8 protein-coding genes are annotated in these 14253 nt (G+C 47.6%); 6 read left to right on the forward strand and 2 right to left on the reverse strand.

Annotated features, from left to right (window positions below):
* The first annotated feature begins 266 nt into the window (after window positions 1-266).
* From QZT26_RS06625 to QZT26_RS06640, 4 genes are read left to right on the forward strand one after another with little or no spacing between them, the layout of a single operon-like run.
* A complete protein-coding gene (locus QZT26_RS06625) occupies window positions 267-1424 on the forward strand; it encodes an efflux RND transporter periplasmic adaptor subunit (protein ID WP_295101307.1) in 1158 nt (385 codons plus the stop codon).
* A complete protein-coding gene (locus tag QZT26_RS06630) occupies window positions 1417-4512 on the forward strand; it encodes an efflux RND transporter permease subunit (protein WP_295101308.1) in 3096 nt (1031 codons plus the stop codon). Before QZT26_RS06625 ends, QZT26_RS06630 begins: the two co-directional genes overlap by 8 nt.
* Window positions 4509-5990: an efflux transporter outer membrane subunit gene (locus QZT26_RS06635; RefSeq protein WP_295101309.1), complete on the forward strand. Its 1482-nt coding sequence runs from the start codon at window positions 4509-4511 to the stop codon at window positions 5988-5990. The genes QZT26_RS06630 and QZT26_RS06635 overlap by 4 nt, the downstream gene beginning before the upstream one ends.
* Entirely contained in the window at window positions 5987-6223 is a 237-nt protein-coding gene (locus QZT26_RS06640) for a sodium/glutamate symporter (protein ID WP_099324905.1), read from the forward strand. The genes QZT26_RS06635 and QZT26_RS06640 overlap by 4 nt, the downstream gene beginning before the upstream one ends.
* A gap of 276 nt (window positions 6224-6499) precedes the next feature.
* Here QZT26_RS06640 and QZT26_RS06645 read toward each other — a convergent pair whose 3' ends face one another.
* On the reverse strand, window positions 6500-6847 hold the full coding sequence (locus QZT26_RS06645; protein ID WP_099324904.1) for a Hachiman antiphage defense system protein HamA: 348 nt from the start codon (window positions 6845-6847) through the stop codon (window positions 6500-6502).
* Window positions 6848-7183: 336 nt separating this feature from the next.
* On the opposite strand from QZT26_RS06645, the gene QZT26_RS06650 reads away from it, so the two are divergent.
* Window positions 7184-7966 carry a hypothetical protein gene (locus QZT26_RS06650; protein WP_157820480.1) on the forward strand — a complete coding sequence of 261 codons (783 nt, stop codon included), beginning with the start codon at window positions 7184-7186 and terminating at the stop codon, window positions 7964-7966.
* Between the two features lie 718 nt (window positions 7967-8684).
* On the opposite strand, the gene QZT26_RS06655 is transcribed toward QZT26_RS06650, so the two are convergent.
* The gene (locus tag QZT26_RS06655; protein WP_295101310.1) at window positions 8685-9128 is read right to left on the reverse strand and encodes a hypothetical protein; all 444 of its coding nucleotides are present in this window, start codon (window positions 9126-9128) and stop codon (window positions 8685-8687) included.
* 424 nt (window positions 9129-9552) lie between these two features.
* Between QZT26_RS06655 and QZT26_RS06660 the strand changes: the two genes are divergently transcribed.
* Window positions 9553-14253 (forward strand): SBBP repeat-containing protein (locus tag QZT26_RS06660; protein WP_295101311.1); only part of this gene is annotated, 4701 nt, incomplete at its 3' end.

Raw genomic sequence — 14253 nt, forward strand, 5'->3', positions numbered from 1 at the left:
GCCGCTGCATTAGCGCACAGGTGCAAGTTAATATCTGGTTTGTTATAAGTATCGTTTAAAGTGTATTGGTTCCTGACCTGACACTTCAGCTTTGGCATGGAGGGGCCGGCCGAACTTGCAGCTTATTATTATGACCGGAAACTGACAGAAAAACCCGATAAGCCAATAATCAATGCGCTGGATTTTATTAAGAGAGCCTTTAAATGTGCATTAATATAAAGTTGGGGTAGGCCAATAACTTATTTTAACCGCCAGACTATAAAAATATGATAATAAACCCCTCCATAGAATTCAGCTTACCGGTTATTTTATTCAGTATCATTTTTCTCTCAGGCTGCGGAACAGACGTCAAGCCACTGGCTGAGACGACACCGCGTGTTAAATACTTTGAGGTTGGTGAACAGGCAACCGGACAGTCCAGGCGTATTTCGGGCAAATTGATAGCGGCTGATACGTCGGTACTCAGCTTCAGTGTTAGCGGTACTATAGAGCAGGTATTGGTCAGCAGAGGAGATACGGTTCTACAAGGCCAGGTATTAGCCGTGCTGGATATGGAACCGCTACGACTCGCCGTGGAACAAGCACGGGCGCAGCTCAATATCGCGCGGGCAAAGGTTACGGAAACCAAGCAAATTTATGACCGTACCGTAACGCTGTTTAACAAACGTGCATCGTCACAGGCTGAAGTCGACACCGCAACTGCAAATCACGCAGCGGCACGTGGCAATTTAAAGGCTGCCCAGAGTGACCTTGATCGCAAGCAGCGCGATCTTTCAAATGCCGAATTAACCGCACCCTTTGCAGGCACGATTGCCGAACGGAATATTGATCCTTTCCAGGAAACAACGGTTGGTCAGGGTGCCTTTTTACTGCAATCCTCTGATGCCCTGGAAGTCGGTGTCCGCATCCCTGAAACGATGATTCGCGATATTGATTATGGTCAGCGAGTCCAGGTCACCTTCCCAACAATCCAGGGCACAAGCTTAACTGGCGTTGTAAGTGAAATCGGCTCGCGAGTTGGAGCAGGTAATGCCTTTCCCGTAAAGATCCAATTATCAGCATCGCAAACCAAATTACTTCCTGGCATGACAGCCAGTGTCACCTTTAACTTCAACGAGTATCTTGAGGGTAGTACCGTGTATTTGATACCTCTTGCAGCGATTGCTATAGAATTTAGCATGCTCAGGCAAGCGAAAGAGAGTAGTTCGCAGGTGCCTCAAAAGACAGCACCGGTATTTGTGATTGACGATAACTACCGGCTGCAAGTCAGGGATGTGGTCATCGGTGACCTGCGAGGAAATCAACTGGAAGTTTATGAAGGCCTTGAAGCGGGTGAGAAGATTGTCAGCGCAGGCGTCACCTTTCTGCATGAAAATATGAAGGTTGAACTGTGGATGCCTGAACAGGGTTTAACGGATGGATAAACTTACACGGTTCACGATTAGTCATGCCAGGTTTTCGTGCTTGTTGATTGTCGCGATTTTGCTTGGTGGGCTTGCTATTTTCGTTTCCCAGCCCCGGCAGGAAGATCCCGAAATCACCTTGCGCAGCGCACAGGTGATCACCTCTTTTCCAGGTTTATCGCCCGAACGAATAGAACAGCTCATCACGCGTCCTATTGAAGACAAAATCAAGGAGTTGTCTGAAATCGACAAAATTAAGTCCGTCTCAATGACGGGCCTATCAATTGTTACGCCAGAAGCCCATGCCCGTTACCACGATATGGACACGATTTGGACTGACCTGCGCAATAAGATGAATGATCTGCGTGATAGCTTGCCAGAGGGTACCCAGGGCCTAACCGTTAATGACGATTACGGCCGTGTTGCGGTGGTCACACTGGCACTGACTGGAGCCGACTATTCCATGGCCGAACTCAACGAGGTCGCTAAAGATATTAAAGATAGCTTGAGTAGCCTGCCACTGGTAGCGCGTGTCGATCTGTATGGGGTTCAGGACGAACGTATCTGGTTAGAGTTTGATGCACATTTTATGGCTCAGTTTAAGTTAACTCCGACCGCCATTGTGACCGCATTGCGGGCACAAAATATTGTGTTGCCCGGCGGAACGGTTAATGCCGCCGGACAGACGGTGGTCATTGAACCCTCCGGTGACTTTCGCTCAGTGGATGAAATTCGTAATTTAGCCATTGAAACGGATGACGGCGAATTAGTCTATCTGCGTGATCTGGCAACTGTCCGGCGGGGCTATGTGGATCCTCCCAAAGCCCCGGCTTTCTATAATAACCAGCCGGCGATTGTGTTGGGCGTATCTATGATGACTGCCTCTAATGTGGTTGAGCTGGGCAAACAGGTTAATGCCCGGCTAGGCACCCTTAAGCCCAAGTTGCCTGTTGGCATGCAGTTGGACGTTGCGATTTTCCAACCTGATCTGGTAGAAGCGTCGGTGAATGACGCCACCAACAATCTACTGCAGACCATGGTTGTGGTATTGGTCGTGGTGATGCTGTTTCTAGGTTGGCGTATCGGTTTAATTGTTGGCACTATGGTGCCTCTGACCATGATGGCAACCTTGATAGGTATGTACATATGGGATATCGAGTTACACAGGGTATCGATCGCCGCCATCATTGTTGCTCTGGGCTTGCTGGTGGATAACGGTGTCGTTATAGCCGAAGATATTCGTCAGCGCATGGATAATGGAGTGGAGCGGCTTGAGGCTGCACTCGCAACACCCAAAATCCTGGCCATCCCGCTGCTTACCAGCTCCCTTACCACCGTAATTGCATTTCTTCCATTGGTATTAATCGATGATACTACGGGCGAATTTCTGCGTTCATTAGGCCAGGTATTAGCCATTGCCCTGCTATCTTCCTGGGTATTAGCCATTACCGTCATTCCTGCATTTTGTTACTGGTTTTTGCCTGTCTCGACAAATACTAATTCGAAAAATACCGGTTCCACAAACAATAGCGCCAACACCTATAAGGCTCCAGTTTACAAGTTCTATCGCCAGCTACTTGGCATCCTACTTAAATGGCGGGTTGCGTTCATTGTTTTGATGATTATTTGCCTGTTTGCTTCGAGTCAGGTTTTTAAGTTTGTTAAACAGCGATCGCTGGGGCCGTCAGAGCGTAACCAGTTTACTGTCTATATTGATTTGCCCGCCGAAGCCGATATCAGTGAAACACTGATTGCCAGCCACAAATTAGCGGCCTATTTGAACGATAAGGGAAAGAACCCGGAAGTCACCGGTATTTTGACTTATGTGGGTTCCGGTGGACCCCGATTTTTTCTGGCTTTAAGCCCCAATGATGCGCAACCCAACAAGGCCTTTCTTGTGGTTAACACTCAAACCAGTGATCAAATAGCCAGGGTTATGCAGCGTGTTGAGGAGTTTATTAAGCAAGATTTGCCGCAGGCCAATGGCAGAGCGGATATCCTGTTTCTCGGTCACGGAGCGCTTGGCTCCGTCGAAATACGTGTGCGGGGCCCCAATGCGGATGTGTTGCGAGCGCTGGGAGCGCAGGTGAAAGACGCCTTTTACAGTGTGCCCGGTGCTCAAACAATCCGCAGTGACTGGGAAAACCCGGTGTTTAAATTGGTGGTAGATATTGACCAGGAACGGGCCAGGCGTGCCGGCGTAACAAGCGAAGCGATCGCGCGCACTTTATCCGCCTCCTTTGATGGCTATCAGATCACCAGTTATCGTGAGGACGACAAAGTCATACCGGTAACTATTCGTGCGCAGTCAGATGATCGCGGTAATCTGGATCGCTTGAGAACCGTCGAGATATTATCTGACGCTGGTGTTCCTGTACCGCTATTACAAATAGCGGACTTCAAAGGCGTCGTCGAGGCCAGCCGGATTCGCCGCTATAACCAGCAACGCGCCCTCACTATCGCCGGCAAACACCCGCGTTTAACGGCGATCGAACTCTACGCCGCGATGCAAGAAGGATTGAATGCCATCGAGGTGCCAAGCGGTTATACGTTAGAGCTGGAAGGTGAAATCAAAGGCTCTCAGGAATCTAACAGTAAGCTATTTGGCTACGCTCCCCATGCCCTCTTCCTGATTATGCTGTTGCTGGTGTTGCAATTTAACTCTTTCCGCCGCTCTGCCATTATCCTGCTCACCATACCCCTGGTTATTATCGGTGCCAATTTTGGTTTGATGATATTTAGCGCCTTCTTCGACTTTACCGCTATGTTGGGCCTGTTTAGCTTGGCGGGAATTATTGTTAACAATGGTATTGTCATGATCGATCGAATTGATCAGGCACGAGACGAGGGTTTGGTGGTTGATGCAGCCGTAACCATAGCGGCACTAGCCCGTGCACGGCCCATCATCATGACCACCATTACCACTATTGCGGGACTATTACCGTTGGCATTATTTGGTGGCGAGTTCTGGTATGGCATGGCCATTGTCATTATGTGCGGTCTTGGAATGGGTACTATTCTGACCCTGGGTTTCGTGCCTGTTTTATACAGCTTAATGTTTCGTTACAAGGACGCAGCACCGGCCACCGCAACGGAACACGCGATATGATTGATTACCTTATGAATAACAATCGATTTAGGTGTCGACCCAAGTGCAGACCCAGGTGCCGATTTGCAGGGCTATTATTATTTACTTTGCTGGCCAGTTGCACCACGGTAGGCCCCGATTATAAAAAACCTGATAGAGCATCACCTGAAGCGTGGGTCGGTCAACTTGAAGGCGGTTTGACCCAGCAACAACTCGATCCGGAGACACTCTCGCAATGGTGGAAATCCCTGGGGGACCCTGTACTTAGTGGTTTTGTGGAAAGGGCAATAGCTGCCAACCTTGATCTCAGAACAGCGGAAGCACAATTGTGCCAAGCCAGAGCCCAAAGGGGCATCATTGGCAGCACTCGCTTTCCAACGATAGATGCCGAAGGCTTTGCGATTCGTACTGGAAGCAGTGAGAACACCGGCGCGGGTTCAACCTCTGAACTTTATTCTTCCTCCTTTGATGCCGCTTGGGAGCTGGACATTTTTGGTGGCCGGCACCGTGCTCTTGAGGCCGCCGAAGCTGACTTTCAAGCGGCCCAGGAAGCGCGACGTGATGTGCTGGTTTCGGTGTTAGCAGAAGTGGCTGTTAACTATATTGAGTTGCGCACTTTTCAGGCCCAGTACGCTGTTGCCAAGCAAAACTTATTGGTACAACTTGATACGTTAGAAATTGTACAGGCACAATTCGATGCTGGTGCGGTGTTGGAGCTTGATCTTGAGCGTGCGGTATCAAATGCAGAAACTACACGCTCCGAACTACCCCGTCTAAACCAGGCTATTACTCAAGCCAAAAATCGTCTCGCCGTATTGATTGGTCAGACCCCCGGCACAGTTGATAAAGAGTTAGACGGGTTGCGGCTGATGTCCACGCCCAGCGTACAAATTGCAGTTGGTGTGCCGGCTGAAACATTGCGCAGACGGCCTGATGTGCGCCGTGCCGAGCGTCAGCTTGCCGCAGAAACGGCACGGATTGGCGTTGCCACAGCCGAGCTTTATCCGAAATTCACCTTAGCTGGCACGATCGGCCTCGAGTCTTTATCTCCGTCAAACCTCATTGCAAGTGATAGCAGAACCTGGGGTATTGGCCCGAGTGTGCAATGGAATATTTTTGATGGCGGTCGTACCCGGCAAAAAATTGCAGTGCAAAATGCACTGCAAGAACAGGCGATGGTACAATACGAAGCCAGTATTCTCAATGCGCTGGAAGAAGTAGAAAATGCGATTACCGCGTTTACCCAGGAGCAACTTCGTTATCGCTCGCTAGTGGAGTCGGCTGCAGCAGCTGAACGAGCAGCAAATATTGCCCAGACGCGCTATGAAGCGGGAGCAAGCAATTTTCTAACGGTTCTCGATACGCAACGAACCCTGCTGAGCACCCAGAATCGACAAGCTGCCAGCCAGGGAGCGATTATGTCCAATCTGGTTCGCTTATATAAATCGTTGGGGGGAGGCTGGACTCCTGAGCAACCCATCAATGGGAAAACGGAATGATATCTATTGAGGTTCCTGATTTTATCGCTCATACGATGGGCATTGTAGTTTTCTTTGTTGGCGTACACATCAATCGAAAATTCACTATTTTACGCGACTTTAATATTCCTGAGACAGTGACGGACGGACTGTTCGCTGCCGTCATCGTGTTTTTAATTGGTCTCTTTGCTGACATAGAGATCAATTACCAACTGAAAACTCGTGACTCGCTGCTGGTTTATTTTTCAGGCTGACCTGGATAAATTGAGTTGTCTAGCGTGAGTTTATCTCAAAAGAAGAGAAGTAGCAATGTAACATAAATACAATCAATGCGTTAAGCACAATATCAATTGTATACACTGAGTCCTTGAAGTTTCAGTCGATGTTTGTGGAAATCCATAATACCTAACGTATTCATCAACTCTTACAATTTTTAGTTAGCCTTAACTCTCCCTCTGGCCTTTGTTTCTTCAAGTATCACAGAAAGCCTTATATTATTAAGGGTGTCTAACAGGGTATCTAACGTTCCATTAAATTGCGCGTGCACTTTTGCCTGATGCCACACAATCGCCGCCATTAGGTATCCGAGGACGCAAATAAAAAAATGCACCCTGATTTTCTGATCCGTCCAGTGAAATTACGGTTTTAAAGCGATAGATTTTTTTAGGACATTCAACCGGCAAGCGAATCGCATCTGAACCTTTGGCATAATCGTTTGATGAAAGTTTTATTTCCAGTTTAGTCGAAATTTCTGGTGCTTGCAGATGTGCTTCGAGAAAGCATAACAAAAGCAATACACCCGCTTCGCCATCATTCTGGTTATAATCCCTGAATTTCGAAGCTGCTTTTGCATAAAGCCCGTAACTATTCAGCGTAATTTATTAAACTACCGGAGATCAGAACGCAATTGCACTGGAAACTTTGTTTCCAATGAGGGTCAGACTTGACAAATTGCAAACTGTCTTAACCCTGTGATTTTATTCCCTATCTATCAGCAAACAGGCGAGAAACCGGAGTTTCTCGAACAAACGCATTCCCAAACAGATACTACACTATGTTCATTACAAGGTTTGGGAACGAGCCGTGTATCGTTTACGCTGAACAGTTACTAAAGCCCTCCGTTTTTGGAAGAGGAAAGTGGGTTTTGTTTTCGATATATTGTAAAAGATTATATAAGGTATTGGGCATTTTTCAAAAAATAGGTGCGATAAAAAATGAAAAAAGAAATCATGGAACGAATATGTTTTAACTGTAACGTTTTTTTCCCTGCAAGTATGGATGGAAATACAGAATATGGCATCTGCCTGAATGATAAAGAATTTGAACCATTTATAGATGAATTACTGGAGAACTTCAATTATTCTTCTTGCCAAAATTTAGTCGATACAAAAAAATTTTCGGGGGAACGTAATGGTTGTGAAGATTATGAGGAAATGGAATTTATAGAAATGGATAACACGAGCGGATTGAGTAATGAGCTAAAACGTTTATCTGAAACCGGTGAACTTGATTTTGAAGCACTTAAGGAATGGTTGTTATATGAACAGGTAAAGAACATTAACTGGGCAACTATGCCGGTAGATAGATATGTCCGCCAATTGCAAAGTCCTTTAGAAAAAGACCGGAATGCGGGTATATCCAGTCTTGGCGGGATGATTTCCTTAGGAAATAAAGAGGCGTTTATGGAATTACTAAAATATTTCAGCAAATTACCTCCTACCAAAACGTTGGAGGAGGTTTATTTGAAAAAGGAAGTTTTAAGACATTTAGTACGTGATGATATGAAATCGCAAATACTTCCCTACATTATTAACGAATTGTACAATACACCCTCAAACAATACCACTCGTCAATGGATAACAGCAATTTTTGAATTTTTATCCCATTCTCCAAAAGATAAAATCCGTGAGCCTTTGGAAAAAATGTTAAAAGATAAAAGGTTTTCATACAGACTTAAGGAAAAAATGAAAAATATTTTATATGGTAATTCTTTATAGTATTTTTGGTATGAGAGGAAAGGCGATACTTTACCCTATAGAAATCCGTACATGTATGATAATAATTCGGGGCATGTACTGAAATTATACTTGATGTAAAAGTGGGTGTGAATAATTTTGTTTGCAGGAGGAGATAATGGTATTGATAAGGGCGTTTTTAGTGAGTTTGACAGGTATGTTGCTCTGCGCTATTTTCAATGTTTTTGCCGGATGAGCGCCGGTAAAAGGTGTAGAAAAGGGGGAAAGCGAATTGGTTGTGCTTATGGCTGAAATAGAAGGAATTATAAGGTTCCGGAACGGCTTTCCACCTACTTTTCTATTGAAGAAATAGAAAAAGAACGGAAAATTTACGGTGACGCAAGCGCTAATCTTACAGCGCTCTGCAAGACCGCTACAACAAAATTTGCCCGGACGGACGACGATAAATATTACGAAATTAATTTTGCAATACTGGCAGCATCTGAAAATATAGACGGTATATTTAGGGATAAGGGAGAGTCTGTTACGTTGGAAGATGTATTATGGCAAGTCGGCCGATTGCGACAGACCTGCGCCGACTGCCATAAACACCTGGATGTAAAGATTGGAACCGGTAAGTATGGTAAACAGTAAAATATCCGAGACACTTGAAACGTGCAATGAATAACGAATAAGGAGTTTCGGATTAGTGCTTATGGGACATTGCCCGCTAAAAATACTAATTGCCCACCTTACGCAACTACACGGCTTTCGAATCCCCGTTGCCGCTGCCGTTGATTGCTGACGTCTGTATAATGCCACCGGCAAAGACAGGCACGCCAATTAAAACGCCGAGGATAACGCCTACGAATTCATCCACCATATCAACGGTTATGCTGCCGAAGGACACAAAAATCCTGTTATTGCCTTCTTTTGCTTTTAAATCCTGATGTTTAAGACCAGAAGAACATACGCCTCTTTTACGAAATTTTTTTATTATTTTCCGATCCTGAACCCATGCGTTTATGCGTGTAATGGGGCATGGGAAAGTGTTAAAGAATGCCAAGCCATACAGAACAGAGCCGTCAAAATCGAGAGGACTTGTTAATGAGATTAAACAGGAATTTATAATAGGGGTAAAGGGATTTACCTGAATATTAATCAATTCCAACATAATCTTTGTAATTAAAACCGTTAAATGCATAATCGTTTAGGGACGAAACACATAAAATTGTCAATAGATTAGGTTTGACCCCCTACTTTCTCCCAGCTATTCAGATAGTACTATGCCCTTCTGTACTTCTATCTCCTGTCTTCTAACTTCTGTCTTCCTTGTAGATTCAAAACAGATAACAATCTAAAATTCATAATTTGTCATTTCAATATTGTGTAGGGGAGAAGCATTTGCTATAGTGGGCACGAATACATTTAAACCCAATTATGCAAAGGCTTTACCCTGATTTACTGAAAAAAGATAAAATTGTTTATGGTGAATGTTATTTATTTGAATGGTATGAATGTGAGCCACAGAGATTTCGCAGCTACGCAGCCATTCAAATAGTACGATGCCTTCTGTACTTCTGGCTTCTGTCTTCTGACTTCTGTTAAATTATCGAAAGGAGTGTATTATGTGTAGGATAGTACGCTTGTGGCGTACAGTGATTTTTATTGCTTTGGCTGTAGGGATTTATACAGATATCGGGCATGGAATGGAGGATGCCGTATCGGCTGCCTATGAATGGGATATCGGAGTACACAGCGACCCGGTATTCACGATAAACGGACGCGCCGTAAATGTTCCAGCAGAGCCATGCAGGTCGGGCGAGCGCACCCAACAATCCGGTTCAAACATTTTAAATGACTTGAACGGCTTAAACGCTCTATTCACCCCCGAAGACGTCAGCGGCACATCGGAACCTGGCGAGGCGGTACGCACCTCCGTGCAGGAATCTTACGGTAAATTGCCCCTCTATTTCATACAGAATGACGGGCAGGTGGATGCGCGGGTACAGTATTATGAAAAAGGCAGCGGACAGGGCATGTTCTTTACCAAAAAAGGGATATATCTCTCGCTGACACGCGGCAAAAAAACGGAATCCGTAAATCCTCAATCTGCAATCCCTAGCCCACAGCCGCAGGAGCACATACGGCTATTTCCCCTTGGCGCAAACAAAGACCCCGGGATCGTTGCGGAGGATATGCAGGAATGCAAGATCAATTACTTTGTAGGCAGCCCTGAGAAGTGGCGTACCAATATCCCCACCTTTGGCGCGGTTGTGTACAAAAATATTTACGACGGCGTCGATATGCGGTTTTACGGCAACAACCGTCAGATGGAATATGACGTCATCGTGAAGCCCGGAGTCAGTCCGTCCCGTGTTCAGTTGTGTTATGAAGGGATAGAAGACTTACGCATCAGGGAAGACGGCGACATGGAAATCATCCTTAAAGAAGGCAGCATCATCCATAAAAAACCGTATATTTATCAGATAATCGACGGAGAAAAGAGAGAGATTGAAGGTTCGTTCAGGATACTGAACAGGGTATGTGGTTTGGATGAATCCAGTCCTGCGACGGCCGAATGGACGGGGCGCACCCAACCGGGACATCAGGTGGAGGTGATTCACCGCAAAGACGCAAAGGGTGCAGAGCCTGTACCAAACCTGACCACGCCCAAAGCTCCTCCCCCTAACCCCCTCCAAAGGGGGACAGATCCTCGTCCGGTTCTTGCGCAGTGCCTTGCTTTACCGGGCACCCTCCAACGGGTGGCGGATATATATTTCCCGTTGGTGGGGGTGAAGGCGCTTGCAGAGCCGCAGGATACGCTATTGGTTGAAATATGTCCCCCGCTGGCGGGGGTGAAGGGGGTGGAAGGAACGGATACTTGCGCCACCATAGCTAAGGTTTTAAAGGGTATAAACAACGGGGATCAGGTTACAAACCTGATCCCGCCCGAACCATCCAAGAGTGTACATCCCGAAAGACGCCATCATAAATTCGTCTACGGCTTTACCGTTGCCTCATACGAAAAATCCTCCTCCCTCGTCATAGATCCCATCCTCGAATACTCCACCTACCTGGGGGGGGACGATACTGATCGTGGCTATGGCATCGCCGTGGATAGTTCCGGGTATGCGTATGTTACCGGGTTTACCACATCCGCCAATTTTCCCGTCGTGGGGACATCAACGGCCAAGAAAGCTAATGAAGATGTCTTTGTCACCAAACTTGGCACGGAGACGCCCCTTGCGCTTATCTACTCCACCTATATTGGGGGAAACGGTGCTGATTATGGTATTGGAATCGCAGTGGACGGCTCCGCCTCTGCGTATATCACCGGGTATACCTCATCCAGTAACTTTCCCCGCGCGGGGACATCAACGGCCAAAAAAACCAATTATGATGCCTTTGTTACAAAGCTTGGCGCATCGGGCGACAGCCTCGAATACTCCACCTACATTGGGGGAAGTGGCAGTGATTATGGACAAGGAATTGCCGTGGATAGCTCTGGCGCTGCGTATGTCGTCGGATATACCACATCCACCAATTTTCCCCGTGTGGGGACAACGACAGGCCATGCAGGAGGGACAGACGATGTCTTTGTTACCAAACTTGGCACGGAGACGCCCCTTGCGCTTATCTACTCCACATACATCGGGGGAACCGGTAGTGAACTTGGACGAGGAATAGCCTTAGATGACTCCGGCTCTGCGTATGTCAGCGGGTATACCACATCCGCCAATTTTCCCGTCGTGGGGACAACGACAGGTCATGCAGGGGGGACATACGATGCCTTTGTCACTAAACTTGGCACGGAGACGCCCCTTGCGCTTATCTACTCCACCTATATTGGGGGAGACGGCGATGATCTGGCAATAGGAATCGCGGTAGATGGCTCTGGCTCTGCGTATATCAGCGGGCATACTACATCCGCCAATTTTCCCGTCGTGGGGACAACGATAGGCCATGCAGGAGGGATATACGATGCCTTTGTCACCAAACTTGGCACAGAGACGCCCCTTGCACTTGTCTATTCCACCTGCATCGGGGGAAGTGGTAATGATTATTGTGGACTAGAAATTGACGTTGATGGTTCCGGCTCTGCGTATATCATCGGGTATACCACATCCACTAATTTTCCCGTTGTGGGAACAACGACAAGCCATGCAGAAGGTACAGAAGACGCCTTTGTTATTAAACTTGGCACGGGGGTGCCCATTTCGATTCTCTACTCTACCTACATTGGTGGAAGTGGTAGTGATGTTGCCCTTGGAATTGCCGTGGATGGTACCGACTCTGCATACATAGCAGGGTATACCGGCTCCAGCAACTTCCCGATCGTGGGGACGTCGACGGCTAAAAAATCTGGTGATGACGCCTTTGTTACCAAGCTCCTCTTCACACCACTGGTGATAACCGGCTCTGCCACCAGTGTAACGACAAGCTCCGTCACGCTCTCTGCAACGGTAAGCACGATAGGGTTGCCTACCACAGCCCTGTTCAGCTATGGCGTCTCAAGCGGCGTGTACACCGGCACGTCAACCACCCAGTCCGTAACCGGTGAAAATACGGCAGTGAGCATCAGCATAAGCGACCTGTCCGCGGCCACAACCTATTATTACCGCAGTGCGGCAAATAGCAGCGCAGGCACCTCAACCGGCAGCGAACAGTCCTTTACCACGTCAAGCTCAGGCGGGGGAGGCGGAGGCGGCGGGGAGCCGAAGGCAGCGACGCTTTCCATCAACTCAACCAATCCGTTAGACAACGCGGTAAATGTACCCGTTGATGCCGCCATATCCGCAACCTTTTCCATGCTCATCAACGGCTCTACGGTGAATACGGATAGTTTTTATGTGACCAATCCTGACGGAAATAAGATAGATGGCTTTGCAAGTACCGATTCCTACGACGTCATATTTACACCCACAGACGCTCTTTCTTACGATACTACCTATACGGCATTCGCCACTACGCAAATCCAGGCGGCAAACTGGGTGGGAACAACAATAGAATCGAACCATTCATGGAGTTTCACCACAGAATCCTCCCCGATAGTACCCACACCGACCCCGGCCGCAGCAGCGGCGTCGCCCACACTCACGGTTTTATTAACGCCGACCCCCACAATCACACCACAGCCCTCGCCAACCCCGACGGTATCGCAGGACGTTATGACACTGAGCAAGGATGTGGCGTATCTCTCCGGTGATACGGTGATTGTCACGGTAGCGGACGGCGACAGAAACACCGATGCAAGGGCAGAGGATATACTCACCACTGCCATAAAGGTTTCGGGCGATAACTATTATATCGGAAGCGACCTCCTGCTGGATTTAAACGAAGACGGCGCTGACAGCGGCACATTTATAGCGACCATAAAGACAGGTACTACCACGAGCGGAGAGGCAAGTGCAACGGCGCGGTCAAATATCGGTACGGTAAAAACCGTGCAGGACGGTGCGATTACGGTGGCGTATAATCCGCCTTCCGCCGTATCAGTCACAAAGAAACTCTCTTTCAGTAATTTTGACGCAACGCTTGCATTCAGCCGTTCTGCATATCTTCTCGGGGAATATGCGGAAATCACCCTCAATAATGCGGAGTCGAACGCAGACCATAAAGAGGCGGAAACGCTTTTAGAAAAAGTTTATGTGCAGACCTCTCGGCTTAATATTGCAGGGGTAAGTATGGCGGAGATGGGCACCGATACGGGTATATTCATGGGTTCAATACAGATAAGCGCCGATTCCACACTCGACTATGAACACATACAGGCGGCAGACGGAGATACCCTGACGGCGAGTTTTTATGACGAGACAACCATTACCGGGTTCCCGCAATTGATGACGGGTACCTGTTCAGTAGTGGCTCTGCCTGTGCCAACGGAGTCCCCCGCCTTCACACCGGCAACACCAGTTCCCTCACCGTCAATTACCCCTGTAGCAACGGTACCCGTTCCTACACCTACACCTACACCTACACCTACACCTACACCTTCTTCTTCACCCGCCCCCGGGGTGCCTGGCAATGCGGAGAAAATAGCGGTATCGCCGGACTCACTATTTCTGGAAAAGGGTGAGGAAGGGCAGGTGACGGTAATGGTTACTGATGTGGATGGCTTCGGTATTGAAGGGGTCAAGGTAAAGAGAAAAGTAACCACGAGTAACAATAAAAAAATAAAGGTGAAGCCTTCAAACCAGAATACAGACGCAGAGGGCAAGGCGGTATTTACCATAACAGCAAAGAAGGATAAATGCAACCTGAAGGATAATTGCAATGCAAAGGTGAACTTTAAGGCAAAGGGGGTGAAGGAAAAGGCCGGAGTGACT

It is taken from the genome of uncultured Candidatus Kuenenia sp. (assembly GCF_900696675.1).
GTDB classification, from domain to species: domain Bacteria; phylum Planctomycetota; class Brocadiia; order Brocadiales; family Brocadiaceae; genus Kuenenia; species Kuenenia stuttgartiensis_A.

Bases quoted from the DNA above. Each gene is read 5' to 3' on its own strand.
- QZT26_RS06640 (WP_099324905.1), top strand. From the start codon at position 5,987: ATGATATCTATTGAGGTTCCTGATTTTATCGCTCATACGATGGGCATT.
- QZT26_RS06650 (WP_157820480.1), top strand. From the start codon at position 7,184: ATGAAAAAAGAAATCATGGAACGAATATGTTTTAACTGTAACGTTTTT.
- QZT26_RS06635 (WP_295101309.1), top strand. From the start codon at position 4,509: ATGATTGATTACCTTATGAATAACAATCGATTTAGGTGTCGACCCAAG.
- QZT26_RS06630 (WP_295101308.1), top strand. From the start codon at position 1,417: ATGGATAAACTTACACGGTTCACGATTAGTCATGCCAGGTTTTCGTGC.
- QZT26_RS06655 (WP_295101310.1), bottom strand. From the start codon at position 9,128: ATGCATTTAACGGTTTTAATTACAAAGATTATGTTGGAATTGATTAAT.
- QZT26_RS06625 (WP_295101307.1), top strand. From the start codon at position 267: ATGATAATAAACCCCTCCATAGAATTCAGCTTACCGGTTATTTTATTC.